This window comes from Streptomyces sp. NBC_01241, assembly GCF_041435435.1.
GTDB lineage: Bacteria > Actinomycetota > Actinomycetes > Streptomycetales > Streptomycetaceae > Streptomyces.
The window spans coordinates 7683894-7698303 of sequence record NZ_CP108494.1; the positions used below are offsets into that span (position 1 = coordinate 7683894).

A 14410-nucleotide genomic window follows, 5' to 3' on the forward strand; every position below is an offset into this window, starting at 1 on the left:
AAGTACCTACGGATACGTAGGTTACGAGACCGTAGGTTAAAGCGGCGGTAAGGCCACCGCCAAGCCCACCCTCCCGATGTCCGATTACGTGACGTTATGTGCGCAGGTTGAGAGGGTGTGGAGGCGGGGAGTCCGCCCGACTGCCGGGGTATTCGGAACTTCCTCGGATTCACCGATACGGGGGCCGGAAGCGCTGTCTGGCCGCATCGTCGGGCCGGGCCCCGCCCGCGGAGCGCTCGGAGTGGTCGGTGAACTCGACCGGCAGCGCGAGGAGGAATGCCGTGAACGCCGCAGCGAGAGCATGTGGTTGCCGGCAGCCGCGGTCGATGCGCACGGCGGGGACTGGGGGCTGACCCCCGCGCTGACCACCTCCGGCGGCTGCAAGGCCTGGGCATTACTCCACCGATGACTTCCTCCGCACCGATCATCCCCCGGACACCCCTCTCCGGCGGTGATGCCGCGCGGCCGTGATGCCGCCACGAAAGCCGCCCCTGCCGGAAGCCCCGTCAGCAGGTTCCGCCGAACAGCTCGGTCAGGCTCCGGTCGAGATCCAGGAACCGGTGCTCTTCGCCGGCCGGTACCAGTTCCTGCGCCCGCGCCAGAAAGCGGCGCAGCTCCGCGGTGTGGACATGCACCATCGCGATCCCCTCGGCGGCATGGAACTCCAGGACCGTACGGTCGTACCCGAACGGCCTGATGCGTACGTCGCCGACACCGGCGGCTCCGTCCACTCCCGCCGCGAGCAGCTCGCGGGAGAACTCCCAGGACACATCGGTGCCCTCCAAGGTCGCCGTCGCGGGGAACGCCATGCGTACGGCGAACGGATCTCCCCGGTCGTACATCAGGGTGGCAGGAAGGGTCTCCATCCGCGGTGCGGACGCGACCATGCGGGCTTGCACGGACTGCTCGATAACGGTGGACAAGACCTGCTCCCTTTCTCGGCCGGACGAACGGTTCGCAGCACTGATGGAGACGACGGAATTCCCTCATCCGTGCACTGGTTGGTGGCGTGAGCTGTATCACCGCACGCCACCGCACCGATCGTGTGCCCGCTGTGCGCCGGTGCACCCTGACGGAGTGCAACGCGTGGGCTGGCTTCCATGCCATGAGGGCCAAGGGGAAGACGAGACGACTGATGTCATGGGGGCTCTGTGCGGCGGCGCTGACCGCGACACCGGCCGCACCGGCAACCGTGGCGACATCGGGGGAGCGAAACCGACCGGGCGAACGACCGTCCTGGACGCCCACCGTGACGGGAACCGACACCCGCTTCCGCGGCCCCGCCGCCGTCAGCCGTCGTACCGCCTGGGTCGCGGGTTCCGGGGGCACGGGTGCTGCACTCCGCCGACCGCGGGCTGACCTGGACCGCGACCGAATCGAAGATCCCGGCCGGAGACCCGGCGCGCGGCGTCTTCGGCCCGGCCTTCCGCGACCGCCTGCACCGCATCGCCGTCGGCGGCGACTACCGGACCGGCCGGCCGTCGCCGAATGCCGCGGCGGTGACGGGCGACGCGGGCCGCAGCCGGCAACAGTCCACAACAGTCCGCCAATCCGCCGGCCGCCTACCGCTCGGGCGTCGCCCGGCTGCCGCACAGCAGGTCGGGCGCGCTGGCGGTCGGCCCGACCGGCACGGACCAGCGGCCCTAGACACGTGGCCGGTATCCCAGCGCCCTGGCGATCTCTCCGGCGTTCGCATACCGGTCGTCCGCGGGAAGTTCTCGCACCGCGTCGACCAGCGTGTCCGGAGCGTACTCATCGGAGAGGGTCCGCACGAGGGACGTGCGGTCCGCAGGGAAGGCCGTGCGGCTCAGGCGACGTGCGAGTTCAGCTCTGACTTCCGCGGCCGCGGCCTCGGCGCGCGCCCGTTCCCGTGCTGCACCGGGTGGCGGGACGGGGCCGCCCGGGTCCACACGAACGTCGTCGTCGGCGGGTGGCTCGGGGTCGTACGCCTCGGTCGTGCGGGTGGTGTGGCCGGACCGGAGGAAGCCCAGCAGTTCGTGTTTCCGCTGGTCGTCCTCATGGGGGCTGACACGGCTGCTTCCTCGCTCCATGGTCGGAACACCTCCTTGTCGGGCGAGTGCGCACCCGCCCGGAGCTGCCGCGGGAGCCCGATGCACCGACGCGCGACCAGGAACCCCGGCCGCCCTCTTCGTAGGGCCGCTCAACGAATACGGCAGATATCCATCGAAACCCGAACGGATACGTCTGTCCAGCGGCGAAGACCCGGGCTGCGCAGGTATTCCCGGAGGCGGACTCCGCCGGGACCCGCAACAGTTGCAGCAGGTGGCCGACGGTGAACGCAGGAGGAATCCGTACCGGGCGGCTGCCTCGGGAGTACCGCGACATCGAGGGAGAGGACATGGCGCGGGTGGTGGTGCAGGGCACCGATATCGTCGTGCGCCTGACCTGGCGCGAGAAGGTGGTGGCACGCCACCGCGATGTGCGGGTTCCGGTGTCGGCGCTGCGCCGGCTGTATGTCGAGCCCGACTGGTGGCGGGCGCTTCGCGGTGGGCGCGGTCGGGGCACCTGGATTCCCGCACGGCTGTGCGCGGGCATTCGCCTGCTTCAGGAGGGACAGGACTTCGAGTGGGTACGGGCCGGCAGGCCGGTGCTGTGCGTGGAACTGCGCAGGGGTGCACCGTTCAGCCGGCTGGCGATCTCTGTTTCCGACCCCGAGGAGACCATGCGGGCGCTGCTGCCGCTGGTCCCTCGGGACCGTCCGGGACGGACGTGAGCGGGCCCGGCGTTCGCTACAGCTGTCCGGGCAACTACTGGCGGTACGGGGCGAGTTCGTCCGAGGTCTTCGTCGCGATGAACTCCGTGATCCGGTATGCGCACACGCCCTGCTCCGTGAACGGATCCTGCGCCACGATCCGCTCGATCCGCCCGCGGTCGTCCCCGACGGCAAGGATCACGCCGCCGTCGCGCGGGTTTTTGCGGCCCGACGCGATGAACACCCCGGCCGCGTACTGCGCGTCCAGCCAGGCGACATGGTCCTGCAGCAGCGCGTCGACGCGCTCGACGGGGGCGGTGTAGGTCAATTCGAGTACGAACATGATCGCCAGGCTACGGGATGAGGGCGAACCGGCCCCGGGCGGATTCCGGCAGGCCCGCCGCCGTCGACGCAACCGTCCCCCAACCATCCCCGCAATCGTCATCGTCCTCGTCATCGCCGAGTCGGCCGTCGTACCCGTTGCCTAGACTTGACTGCACTATGACAACGCTCCCGATGCCTGCCGACGAGGCCGAAGCCCGAGCTGTTCAGGACGCCTTGCGTTCCCGCGTGGTGCTCGACGAGCCCGGCCCGCCGCCCGGCACCGGCCGGGTCACCGGGGTCGATGTCGCCTACGACGACGAGCGCGATGTCGTCGTGGCGGCAGCCGTCGTCCTGGACGAGGCGACGCTCGACGTGGTCGCCGAGACCACCGCCGTCGGCCGGATCAGCTTCCCGTACATCCCCGGCCTCCTCGCCTTCCGGGAGATCCCGACCGTGCTGGCCGCGCTGGAGTCGCTGCCGGTCGACCCCGGACTGGTGATCTGCGACGGATACGGCCTGGCGCACCCGCGCCGCTTCGGGCTCGCCAGCCACCTCGGAGTGCTCACCGGACGCCCGGTGATCGGCGTCGCCAAGAACCCGTTCAGCTTCTCGTACGAGCAACCGGGCCCCCGCCGGGGCGACTGGTCGCCGCTGCTCGACGGCGAGGAGGAGGTGGGCCGGGCACTGCGTACCCAGGACGGCGTCAAGCCGGTGTTCGTCTCCGTCGGACACCGGACCGGCCTGGACAACGCCTGCGCCCACACCCTGCTGCTGGCCCGCGACTTCCGTCAGCCGGAGACCACCCGCAGGGCCGACGCACTCTGCCGCCGGGCCCTGCGGGAAGCGACCGCCTGAGCGATCACCTGAGTATGTGTACGGATAACGTTTGCCGATCACGACCGGCAAACTGGTACGCATGAACGAACACCGAACGTCTACGCGACCTGGAACCGTCTATCTCGCCCAGCGCCGGGTCGCGGTGGGAATGACGCTCGGCATTCTCGCGGGAGCGGCCTGGGTCGTCTCGATGATCTGCACGCTGGTGGCCTGGGCGTTCTGACCCGTCGGGCACCTTCGCCCCGAGAGCGTGCGCCGCCCCGTCACCGACACTACTTGTGCTGGTCCGGGCCCTGGGCGTTGAGCAGCGCGCGCCAGGTGTCCTCGTCCCCGATGCCTGGTCCGGGCAGTTTCCGGGAGGCCTGGAACTTCTTCACCGCCTCCGCCGTGGCCGGTCCGTAGTCCGCGTCGACCTTCACGTCGAAGCCGTTCGCCCGGAGCAGATACTGCACGGTACGGGCCTTCCAGAGCACATGGCCCGTGCGGGCCAACGGCCATTCCGTGCTTTCCGACCGACGGTCCGACACTTTCGCGGTGGCCTTGGCATCGCCCTCTCCCGCGGTCGGAACCACCCACCACGCAAGGCAGCCGAGGACGAGGAGGAGAAACGCCGAGACGGCCAGGGTCGGGGACGCGATGGGGGAGCGGTCCCGCCAACGGGTCCTCGAACTCCGCTCGTCGTTCCGCTCCGAGGCGCGTGCGGCGGGCACGGCGGGCGCGGCGGGTGCGCCGGATCCGGCGGGTTCTGTGGACCCGACACGTTCTGCGGTTACGGGTGGTGGCGTGGCTGCCGGGCGTTTCCGGACCGTCGAGGCCCCCGCCGCGGCGTCGGCCAGGGCGCACGCCCGGACCAGGTCGTCGGCCGGTGCCCGCAGCACGGCATGCAAGTGCTCGACGATCCTGCGCGGCGCGGTGGAGGCGTGAGCGGGATTCAGATAGCGCGACAGGGTGGTCTGGTCGACCCCCAGCCGCTTGGCGAGGGACTGCTGAGTGGGCTTGTCGCGGCCGCCGCGCGCGGACGACTCCCACCAGTTCCTCAGTAACTCGGCGAGCGCTCGCCCCGGATGCTCCTCGTGGCCTGCCACGGTGCTTCCCGTCATCGTTCCTCCCGGACTTGCTGAGTGCATATCCGCAGGTCAGAACCGTGCATTGTGGAAGTGCACAGGTGCATCGACCTGCGGGACGCAGAGCGTAGTGAAAGTCCCGTTCCGTGCTGCACAGTTGAGGAGCGGCGGACCCGTCGGACCGCGCGAACCCACCCCGCTCCCACCCCTTCGAAGGGGGCGCTCCTGCCTGCGCATTCGCGGCGGACGGGGATGCCCGCGTTCCTCTCAGCCGAGGAACAAGGAGAACTGAATATGCCTCAGACATCACCCGTACGAGTGCGCGTCGCCCTGACCGGCACCGTCGTGGGAGCCGCCCTGGTCGCGCTGGGGGTGATCGCTCCTACCGTCGTGGCCGCGCCGCCCTCGTCGTCCGGGGTCAGCGGTGTGGACACCAGTCGCTACAACCACGAGTCGGGGGAGGGGAAGGAGGAGGACACGGCGATCGACCGGAACCATGCTGGTCCCGCTGACCAGAGTCGCAGGAGAAATGACAGAGAAATGACAGGTGCCGGCCACCCCGCCCGGGGCGGCCGGCACCGCCACCCCGACGGCACCGCCCCGTCACGCCGTCGGCACCGCACGCCGTACGCCTTACCGCACGCCCAACCCGCCCGGGCGTCCGAACGCCCGGCGGCCCCGCCCGCTCAGCGCGTCGCCGCGACCCGGAAGCGCAGTCCCGCCGCGCGCAGCCGCTCCAGGAGCGCGTCGCCCATCGCGACGGCAGTGGTGACCTGCCCCGATGTCGCCGGCAGCTCGTCCAGGGCGAGGCAGAGCGCGGACTCGGCCAGCATCTTCGCCGATTCGTCGTAACCGGGGTCGCCGCCCGACACCTCGGTGAAGACCCGTCGCCCGCCGCCCTCGCCGACGAAACGCACGGCGAACCAGCTGCGCCCCCGGCGCTCGGCGCCCGGGCCCTCGCCCGGCTCGTACCGGTCCATCAGCCAGGACCGCGCAGCCGGTACCTGCGCGGCACCCAGAAGAGCGCCCATCGCGGCCGTTCCGCCCAGCGCCACAGGCAGATGCCGCACCGAGGCGAAGTGGCGGTAGCGGAAGTCGGGGCCGTACCGGGCGAGCACCCGCGCCGAACGCTCGACGATCCGCGGGTCCAGCGTGGGCAGTGGCAGCGCCCAGGTACCGGTCTGCGTACTGAAGTGCGGAGCGCCGAGCGGTGCGCGGGCGCGGCGGGCCACCAGACGGGGCTCGTGCAGGCGGCGTTCCCGCGCGGCGCGCAGCATCCGGGGGCCGCGGCCCATCGCGATGAGCGCGGTGGCGAACGTACCGCCGGAGAAGGCGGCGTTGCTGCGGACGAACCCGTCGATGCTCAGCGGCACGTCCCGCGGCAGCTGCCGGACGGTGAAGTACACCCCGAGGTCGTGCGGTACGGAGTCGAATCCGCAGGCGTGCACGAGCCGCGCCCCGGTCTCGCGGGCCCGTGCGTCGTGCTCCAGATACATCCGGTCCACGAACTCCGCCTCGCCGGTGAGGTCCGCGTAGTCCGTTCCGGCCTCGGCGCAGGCCGCGACCAGCTGTTCGCCGTACCAGACGTAGGGGCCCACCGTCGTCGCCACCACATGGGCGGATTCGGCGAGTTCGCGCAGCGCGTGTGCGTCGTCGGCGTCGGCACGCAGCAGCGGGAGATCCGCGCAGCGCGGATCGATCGCGGTGAGGCGTTCGCGCAGCTGTTCCAGTTTGGTCCGGTTGCGTCCGGCCACGGCCCAGCGGAAGCCGGCGGGTGCGTGGGCGGCGAGATATTCGGCGGTGAGGGTGCCCACGAAGCCGGTGGCACCGAAGAGGACCACGTCATAGGGGCGTTGTGCCCCGTTCTGCCTGTTCACGAGTGCCTCCGCAGGGCCCGGCGCCGACATAGCAGGCAGAGGTTAGCGGAGGGGGCCGTGGCGGTATGCGGCCGGGCGGCGATCGTGAGGGAGGATCCGGGAGAAAGTGCTAAGCGCTTGCTCGGCCAAAGGGGTTGCGGAGCGCGGTGCATTCTTAGCATCATCACTGTTACATCAGTTGTGTCATACCGCTGGGGGCTTGATGGCAACGACAGAGCACGGCCCGCTGGCAGGCGTGCGCGTGGTCGAACTGGCAGGCATCGGACCCGGCCCGTTCGCCGCGATGCTCCTCGCGGACCTCGGCGCCGATGTCGTCAGGGTCGACCGGCCCGGCGGCTCCGGGCTCGGCATCGACCCCGCGTACGACCTCACCAACCGCAACAAACGTTCCGTGCTCATCGACCTCAAGGCCGAGGACGGGCCCGCCAAGGCGCTCGATCTGGCCGAGCGCGCCGACATCCTGATCGAGGGCTACCGGCCGGGCGTCGCCGAACGCCTCGGCGTCGGCCCCGACGCCGCCCTCGCCCGTAACCCGCGGCTCGTCTACGGACGGATGACCGGCTGGGGCCAGGACGGACCGCTCGCCGAACGAGCCGGCCACGACATCGCCTACATCGCCCTCACCGGCACCCTTTCCATGATCGGAAAACCCGGGGAGCCGCCCACCGTCCCGGCCAATCTGGTCGGTGACTACGCGGGCGGCTCGCTCTATCTGGTCGTCGGCGTCCTCGCCGCCCTCCAGCACGCCCGCACCCCCGGCGGCCGGGGCCAGGTCGTGGACGCGGCGATCGTCGACGGAGCCGCCCACCTCGCCACGATGATCCACGGAATGCTGGCGGCGGGCGGCTGGCAGGACCGGCGCGGCTCCAACCTCCTGGACGGCGGCTGCCCGTTCTACGGTTCGTACGAGACCGCCGACGGCCAGTACATGGCGGTCGGCCCGCTGGAGCAGCGGTTCTACGACGAGTTCAGCATGCTCCTCGGCATCGGGGAAGGGGCCCCGGACCGGCGCGACATCACCCGCTGGGAGGAGTTGCGCGCGCTCGTCGCCGACCGGTTCAGGACCCGTACGCGCGCGGAATGGACCGAGGTGTTCGAGGGTACGGACGCCTGCGTGGCCCCCGTCCTCTCGCTCCGTGAGGCGCCTCACCATCCGCACATCGCCGCCCGTTCCACCTTCGTCGAGCACGGCGGACTCACCCAGCCCGCCCCCGCACCGCGCTTCTCGGCCACCCCCGTCTCCGTGCGCAGCGGGCCCGCGCGGCCCGGCGCGGACACCGAGGCCGTCGCCGCCGACTGGGACGTACCCGGCATCACCAGGGCCCGGAAGGATGCCACCGGCTGATGGGAGAACCTGCTCGGCGAGCGCGACGGCGCCTTCATCCATCTGATGACCAATCTCGCCCAGGAACGGATGGGCATAGCGGTCGCCGGAATCGCCGCCGCCGAACATCTGCTGGAGATCACCACGCGGTACGTCAAGGAGCGCGAGGCGTTCGGACGGCCGCTCTCCAAGCTCCAGCACATCCGGTTCGAGATCGCCGAGATGGCCACCGAGTGCACCGTCACCCGCACCTTCATCGACCGCTGCATCGTCGACCACTCCGACGGAACCCTCGACGCCGTACACGCCTCGATGGCCAAGTGGTGGGCCACCGAACTGCAGAAGCGCGTCGCCGACCGCTGCCTCCAACTCCATTGCGGCTACGGCTATATGGCGGAGTATCCGGTCGCCAAGGCGTTCACCGACGGCCGTATCCAGACCATCTACGGCGGCACGACCGAGATCATGAAGGAGATCATCGGCCGCTCGCTGCTCGCCTGACCCCTGACGCACCACCACCCTCGAAAGGCTGCTGACTTGAGTACCGAAGCGTTCGTCTACGACGCGATCCGCACCCCGCGCGGCCGCGGTAAGGCCAACGGCGCCCTGCACGGCACCAAGCCGATCGACCTCGTCGTCGGCCTCATCCACGAAATCCGCAGCCGCTTCCCCGGCCTGGACCCGGCGGCCATCGACGACATCGTCCTCGGCGTGGTCAGCCCGCTCGGCGACCAGGGATCCGACATCGCCCGGATCGCCGCCATCGCCGCCGGTCTCCCCGACTCCGTAGCGGGCGTCCAGGAGAACCGCTTCTGCGCGTCGGGCCTGGAAGCCGTCAACCTGGCCGCCGCCAAGGTCCGTTCGGGCTGGGAGGACCTCGTCCTCGCAGGCGGCGTCGAGTCGATGTCCCGCGTCCCGATGGGCTCCGACGGCGGCGCCTGGGCGATGGACCCGATGACCAACTTCGACACCGGATTCGCCCCGCAGGGCGTCGGCGCCGACCTCATCGCCACCATCGAGGGCTTCTCCCGCCGCGACGTCGACGAATTCGCCGCACTCTCCCAGGAACGCGCCGCCGAAGCGTGGAAGGACGGCCGTTTCGCGCGTTCCGTCGTCCCCGTCAAGGACCGCAACGGCCTCGTCGTCCTCGACCACGACGAACACCTGCGGCCCGGCACCACCGCCGACTCGCTCGCCGCGCTCAAGCCGTCCTTCGCCACGATCGGCGAAATGGGCGGCTTCGACGCCGTCGCGCTGCAGAAGTACCACTGGGTCGAGAAGATCGACCACGTCCACCACGCGGGCAACTCCTCCGGCATCGTCGACGGGGCGGCGCTCGTCGCGATCGGCAACAAGGAGACCGGCGAGCGGTACGGACTCACGCCACGCGCCCGGATCGTCTCCGCCGCCGTCTCCGGCTCCGAGCCCACCATCATGCTCACCGGTCCCGCGCCCGCCACCCGCAAGGCCCTCGCCAAGGCCGGGCTGACCATCGACGACATCGACCTCGTCGAGATCAACGAGGCGTTCGCCGGCGTCGTGCTGCGGTTCGCCAGGGACATGGGGCTCTCCCTCGACAAGATCAACGTCAACGGCGGCGCCATCGCGCTCGGCCACCCGCTCGGCGCCACCGGCGCGATGATCCTCGGCACCCTCATCGACGAATTGGAGCGGCGCGACAAGCGGTACGGCCTCGCCACCCTCTGCGTCGGCGGCGGCATGGGCATCGCCACCGTCATCGAGCGTCTCTGACCGTTCCCCGGCCACCCGGGAGGGGCCGGCGGTGGGTGGCGTGGCGTCGCGGGGCCGGGGCACGCGCCTCGCGGCGTTGTCGTCCCTCACCATGTTCCCCGAGCTCTCGGCTTCGCTGGAGCAGGGGAGGCCCCATGCGCCATGGATCGGTCCTCCGCCTTGCGATCCACGCACCCCGGCCCCGCTCCTTCACCCACGCCACCCACCGCCGGCCCCTCACTTACGGAGAAGAAGAGCAATGACCGAGAGCACCACCATCCGCTGGGAACAGGACGAGACCGGCGTCGTCACCCTCGTACTCGACGACCCCGACCAGTCCGCCAACACGATGAACCAGGCATTCAAGGACTCCATCGCGGCCATCGCCGACCGCGCCGAGGCCGAGAAGGACTCCATCCGCGGCATCATCTACACCTCCGCGAAGAAGACCTTCTTCGCGGGCGGCGACCTCAAGGACATGATCAAGGTCGGTCCTTCGAGCGCCCAGCAGGCCTTCGACACCGGCACCGCCATCAAGAACGCGCTGCGCCGCATCGAGACCCTGGGCAAGCCCGTCGTCGCCGCCATCAACGGGGCGGCGCTCGGTGGCGGTTACGAGATCGCCCTCGCCTCGCACCACCGCGTCGCCCTCGACGCACCCGGCTCCCGGATCGGCCTGCCCGAGGTCACCCTCGGTCTGCTGCCCGCGGGCGGCGGCGTCACCCGCACCGTACGCCTCATGGGCATCGCCGACGCGCTGCTGAAGGTCCTCCTCCAGGGCACCCAGTACACCCCGCGGCGCGCCCTGGAGAACGGCCTGGTCCACGAGGTCGCCGCCACCCGGGAGGAGATGCTCGACAAGGCCCGCGCCTTCATCGACGCCAACCCGGAGTCCCAGCAGCCCTGGGACGTCAAGGGATACCGGATCCCCGGCGGCACCCCGTCGAACCCGAAGTTCGCCGCGAATCTGCCCGCCTTCCCGGCCAATCTGAAGAAGCAGATCGCCGGCGCCCCGATGCCCGCGCCCCGCAACATCCTGGCCGCCGCCGTCGAGGGCTCACAGGTCGACTTCGAGACCGCGCTGACCATCGAAGCCCGCTACTTCACCGAACTGGTCACCGGCCAGGTCGCGAAGAACATGATCCAGGCGTTCTTCTTCGACCTCCAGGCCGTCAACTCCGGCGCCGGCCGCCCCAAGGGCATCGAACAGCGCCAGGTCCGCAAGGTCGCCGTGCTCGGCGCCGGGATGATGGGCGCGGGCATCGCCTACTCCTGCGCCCGCGCCGGCATCGAGGTCGTCCTCAAGGACGTCTCGCAGGAGGCCGCAGCCAAGGGCAAGGCGTACAGCGAGAAACTCCTCGACAAGGCGCTCTCCCGGGGCCGTACCACCGAGGCCGAGCGCGACGAGCTGCTGGCCCGCATCACCCCGACCGGCGACCCGGCCGACCTGGCGGGCTGCGACGCCGTCATCGAGGCCGTCTTCGAGGACACCGCGCTCAAGCACAAGGTGTTCCAGGAGGTCCAGGACATCATCGAGCCGGACGCGCTGCTCTGCTCCAACACCTCGACCCTGCCCATCACGGTCCTCGCCGAGGGCGTCTCGCGTCCGGCCGACTTCATCGGGCTGCACTTCTTCTCGCCCGTGGACAAGATGCCGCTCGTCGAGATCATCAAGGGCGAGAAGACCGGCGACGAGGCCCTGGCCCGCGCCTTCGACCTGGTGCGACGGATCAAGAAGACCCCGATCGTCGTCAACGACTCCCGTGGCTTCTTCACCTCGCGCGTCATCGGCCAGTTCATCAACGAGGGCGTCGCCATGGTCGGTGAGGGCGTCGAGCCCGCATCGGTCGAGCAGGCCGCGGCGCAGTCCGGCTACCCGGCCAAGGTGCTCTCCCTGATGGACGAGCTGACCCTCACCCTGCCCCGCAAGATCCGCAACGAGACCAGGCGTGCCGTGGAAGCGGCCGGCGGCACCTGGGCCGAACACCCGGCGGACGCGGTCATCGACCGCATGGTCGACGACTTCGACCGCCCGGGACGCAGCGGCGGCGCGGGCTTCTACGAGTACGACGAGGCGGGCAAGCGCACCCGTCTCTGGCCGGGGCTGCGGGAGCACTTCACGAAGCCGGACACGGACATCCCCTTCATCGACATGAAGGAGCGGATGCTGTTCTCCGAGGCGCTGGACAGCGTCCGCTGCCTGGAGGAGAACGTCCTCGTCTCCGTCGCCGACGCCAACATCGGCTCCATCATGGGCATCGGCTTCCCGCCGTGGACCGGCGGCGTACTCCAGTACATCAACGGCTACGAGGGCGGTCTGCCCGGCTTCGTCGCCCGCGCCCGGGAGCTCGCCGAGCGCTACGGCGACCGGTTCCTGCCGCCCGCGCTGCTCGTGGAGAAGGCCGAGAAGAGCGAGACCTTCCACGACTGACGGCAAGCCCCGCGGGCCGCGTTCACTCCGCCGTGAACGCGGCCCGCAGCTCCTCCTTCAACGACCGCTGGAACGCGGTCACCAGCGCCTGCAGCACCATCGGCTGCATATGGGCCGACAGCGACTTCATCGCCGCCACGTGCTCCGGGTCCGACTCCCGTTCCCGGTACGGACCCCACACCTCGTCCCGGAACAGCCGGGTCAGCTCCTGCGCGGCCGACCGGGAGTGGTCCAGCAAAACCGTGCGCGCGGCCAGAATCGTCTCGTGCGCGATCGGTACGTCGAGCAGTTCGACCCCGAGCCGCAGCAGCCCCGGGTCCACCCGGTAGGTGCCGTCGACCGGCTCCGCGCGCTCCAGCACACCCATCGCGGCCAGCCGCGCCATGTCCTGCCCGGTCAGCGCCCGGCCCGCCCGCCGCTCCAGTTCCGCCCGCGTCGCGTCCTCCGCCGCATCGGGCGCCCAGGACGCCACCAGCGCCCGGTGGATCGCCAGGTCGTGGGCGCTCAGGTCCGGCGGCAGCTGTACCAGATAGCGTTCGATCGCGGCCAGCGTCATGCCCTGGTGCTGAAGCTCCTCGATGAGCGCGAGCCGGGACAGATGTTCATGCCCGTAATGCCCGACACGACGGGGACCGATCACCGGCGGCGGCAGCAGACCCCGGGTGCTGTAGAAACGCACGGTGCGTACGGTGACACCGGCGCGCGCCGCCAGCTCGTCGACGGTGAGCGTCGGGTCCTCGGTCCCGGTCGTCATGTCTGCTCCTCGCGTTCCGACCAGCGGTGAACTGCTGCGTCTGCATCAGTCAGGTGCACCAGTATTGCTGTCTCACCAATGCTGTGAAAGCTCCCGGCGCGGTCCCGCTGTCAGTGGTGGCTCCTACGCTGGTGTCATGTCGGAGATCACGTACGTACGGGGAGACGCGACCACCCCACAGGGCAAGGGCGTCAAGCTGATCGCGCATGTCTGCAACGACCTGGGCGGCTGGGGCAAGGGCTTCGTCCTGGCCGTTTCGCGTCGCTGGCCCGAACCGGAGAAGGCCTACCGTCACTGGCACCGGGAGCGCGCGGACAACGACTTCGGCCTCGGCGCGGCCCAGTTCGTCCAGGTGAGTCCGTACCTCTGGGTGGCGAACATGGTGGGCCAGCGGGGGATGCGTACGGGCAGCAAGGGGGTCCCGGTGCGCTACGAGGCGATCGACACGGCCCTGGGCTCCGTGGCCGACCGGGCGGTCGAGCTGGGGGCTTCGGTCCACATGCCGCGGATCGGCTGCGGACTGGCGGGCGGCACCTGGTCCCGAATCGAGCCGCTGATAGCGAAGCGGCTGCTGAGCCGTGGCATAGCAGTGACGGTGTACGACTACGACCAGGAGGCCTCGCCTGCGCCACCGTCAGGGCGCCCCGGAACGTGAGGCCGCACGCCGCACGGAACTCGCCGAATAGTCTTACTTCCGTCAACGACGTACCAGGAAGGGGTGGGCTCGGTGGCGGGTGTCCAGGCAGCGCGCAAGGTGCGCGAACGTTACGGCGCGGACGGCGGCTGGACGGCGGTGACCGCGCCGGTCAACGGTGTGCGGGACTGCGGCAACGTCCGGCCCGCGTCGTCCGACGCGTTCGCACCCCACCTGAACAGGGCTTGAGCCCTGCACCCCGACGACCGGACGCGCGACCCGATGGACGCGTCGACGAGCACTTCGAGAAGGGATGGCGGCTGAGCGTCTCCGGCGTCGCCGTCGAGGACGAGCCCCCCGTCGCGGCAGTCGACCGGGAGATCGTCGCCCTCCTCCACGTCGGGCTGACCGATGCCGCCATCGCCCGTCAACTGGGCATGGGTCATCGCACCGTTCAGCGACGCCTGCACGCCCTGATGGACGAGGTCGGCGCCGCGACCCGCTTCCAACTCGGGTGGTACGCGGCCCGCGCGGGCTGGCTGGACGACGAATCCGGCAACTCGGTTCCCTCGCAGGTTCCTTGAGGCGTATTTACGCCACGGCATGTTCGCGCCATGCTCACCTCTTGTTAGCGGAACCCCACGTACCGAAACATCGACCCCGTCAACCGGACGGGCGTGCGCGTCTCTCCGGAGAGGTGTGTGATGGGGAGGGTTCTGTG

Annotated in this window: 17 protein-coding genes and 2 pseudogenes; 13 read left to right on the top strand and 6 right to left on the bottom strand. The window is 70.3% G+C overall.

All coding sequences use genetic code 11. The features are described from left to right. Positions 1-241: 241 nt before the first annotated feature. Positions 242-409, top strand: coding sequence for a hypothetical protein (locus tag OG306_RS34905; RefSeq protein WP_266750289.1), 168 nt, complete (start codon positions 242-244; stop codon positions 407-409). A 97-nt stretch (positions 410-506) separates the two neighbouring features. Here the strand turns inward: OG306_RS34905 and OG306_RS34910 are convergent, their stop codons facing one another. After that, the gene (locus OG306_RS34910) at positions 507-923 is read right to left on the bottom strand and encodes an SsgA family sporulation/cell division regulator (protein WP_266750291.1); all 417 of its coding nucleotides are present in this window, start codon (positions 921-923) and stop codon (positions 507-509) included. Positions 924-1325: 402 nt separating this feature from the next. On the opposite strand from OG306_RS34910, the pseudogene OG306_RS34915 reads away from it, so the two are divergent. Beyond that, a pseudogene (locus OG306_RS34915) lies at positions 1326-1635 on the top strand (oxidoreductase); the annotation flags it as partial. 8 nt (positions 1636-1643) lie between these two features. Here the strand turns inward: OG306_RS34915 and OG306_RS34920 are convergent. Further along, positions 1644-2051, bottom strand: coding sequence for a DUF2795 domain-containing protein (locus OG306_RS34920; protein ID WP_266750292.1), 408 nt, complete (start codon positions 2049-2051; stop codon positions 1644-1646). A gap of 242 nt (positions 2052-2293) precedes the next feature. Between OG306_RS34920 and OG306_RS34925 the strand changes: the two genes are divergently transcribed. Further along, entirely contained in the window at positions 2294-2734 is a 441-nt protein-coding gene (locus tag OG306_RS34925; protein WP_266750293.1) for a hypothetical protein, read from the top strand. Positions 2735-2768: 34 nt separating this feature from the next. Here the strand turns inward: OG306_RS34925 and OG306_RS34930 are convergent, their stop codons facing one another. After that, the gene (locus OG306_RS34930; protein WP_266750295.1) at positions 2769-3056 is read right to left on the bottom strand and encodes a YciI family protein; all 288 of its coding nucleotides are present in this window, start codon (positions 3054-3056) and stop codon (positions 2769-2771) included. Here OG306_RS34930 and OG306_RS40995 point away from each other — a divergent pair. From OG306_RS40995 to mmpA, 3 genes are all read left to right on the top strand, one after another. Then, on the top strand, positions 3055-3201 hold the full coding sequence (locus tag OG306_RS40995; RefSeq protein WP_266750296.1) for a hypothetical protein: 147 nt from the start codon (positions 3055-3057) through the stop codon (positions 3199-3201). The genes OG306_RS34930 and OG306_RS40995 overlap by 2 nt on opposite strands. Positions 3202-3214: 13 nt before the next feature. Continuing rightward, on the top strand, positions 3215-3892 hold the full coding sequence (locus OG306_RS34935) for an endonuclease V (RefSeq protein ID WP_266750298.1): 678 nt from the start codon (positions 3215-3217) through the stop codon (positions 3890-3892). Positions 3893-3953: 61 nt separating this feature from the next. Then, positions 3954-4097 carry a morphogenic membrane protein MmpA gene (mmpA, locus tag OG306_RS34940; protein WP_266750300.1) on the top strand — a complete coding sequence of 48 codons (144 nt, stop codon included), beginning with the start codon at positions 3954-3956 and terminating at the stop codon, positions 4095-4097. A 49-nt stretch (positions 4098-4146) separates the two neighbouring features. Here the strand turns inward: mmpA and OG306_RS34945 are convergent, their stop codons facing one another. Together OG306_RS34945 and OG306_RS34950 are read right to left on the bottom strand one after the other, a co-directional pair. Further along, a complete protein-coding gene (locus tag OG306_RS34945) occupies positions 4147-4974 on the bottom strand; it encodes a peptidoglycan-binding protein (RefSeq protein WP_371666060.1) in 828 nt (275 codons plus the stop codon). A 650-nt stretch (positions 4975-5624) separates the two neighbouring features. Then, positions 5625-6815, bottom strand: coding sequence for a saccharopine dehydrogenase family protein (locus OG306_RS34950; RefSeq protein WP_266750304.1), 1191 nt, complete (start codon positions 6813-6815; stop codon positions 5625-5627). A 202-nt stretch (positions 6816-7017) separates the two neighbouring features. Between OG306_RS34950 and OG306_RS34955 the strand changes: the two genes are divergently transcribed. The 4 genes and pseudogenes from OG306_RS34955 to OG306_RS34970 all read left to right on the top strand — a co-directional run bounded on the left by OG306_RS34955 (position 7018) and on the right by OG306_RS34970 (position 12301). Next, positions 7018-8160: a CaiB/BaiF CoA transferase family protein gene (locus OG306_RS34955; protein WP_266750306.1), complete on the top strand. Its 1143-nt coding sequence runs from the start codon at positions 7018-7020 to the stop codon at positions 8158-8160. 3 nt (positions 8161-8163) lie between these two features. Beyond that, positions 8164-8640 (top strand): annotated as a pseudogene (locus OG306_RS34960) (acyl-CoA dehydrogenase family protein); the annotation flags it as partial. Positions 8641-8676: 36 nt separating this feature from the next. Next, positions 8677-9891 carry an acetyl-CoA C-acetyltransferase gene (locus OG306_RS34965; RefSeq protein ID WP_266750308.1) on the top strand — a complete coding sequence of 405 codons (1215 nt, stop codon included), beginning with the start codon at positions 8677-8679 and terminating at the stop codon, positions 9889-9891. A 238-nt stretch (positions 9892-10129) separates the two neighbouring features. Further along, positions 10130-12301, top strand: coding sequence for a 3-hydroxyacyl-CoA dehydrogenase NAD-binding domain-containing protein (locus OG306_RS34970; protein WP_266750309.1), 2172 nt, complete (start codon positions 10130-10132; stop codon positions 12299-12301). 22 nt (positions 12302-12323) lie between these two features. On the opposite strand, the gene OG306_RS34975 is transcribed toward OG306_RS34970, so the two are convergent. Next, positions 12324-13055: a MerR family transcriptional regulator gene (locus tag OG306_RS34975; protein ID WP_266750311.1), complete on the bottom strand. Its 732-nt coding sequence runs from the start codon at positions 13053-13055 to the stop codon at positions 12324-12326. A gap of 136 nt (positions 13056-13191) precedes the next feature. Here OG306_RS34975 and OG306_RS34980 point away from each other — a divergent pair, with 136 nt between their 5' ends. From OG306_RS34980 to OG306_RS34990, 3 genes are all read left to right on the top strand, one after another. Beyond that, positions 13192-13710 (top strand): macro domain-containing protein, encoded by a 519-nt coding sequence (locus tag OG306_RS34980; protein ID WP_266750312.1) that lies wholly within the window; start codon positions 13192-13194, stop codon positions 13708-13710. A 72-nt stretch (positions 13711-13782) separates the two neighbouring features. Beyond that, a complete protein-coding gene (locus OG306_RS34985; protein WP_266750314.1) occupies positions 13783-13938 on the top strand; it encodes a hypothetical protein in 156 nt (51 codons plus the stop codon). Next, positions 13935-14273, top strand: coding sequence for a helix-turn-helix domain-containing protein (locus OG306_RS34990; protein ID WP_266750315.1), 339 nt, complete (start codon positions 13935-13937; stop codon positions 14271-14273). The genes OG306_RS34985 and OG306_RS34990 overlap by 4 nt, the downstream gene beginning before the upstream one ends. The last annotated feature ends 137 nt before the right edge of the window (positions 14274-14410 follow it).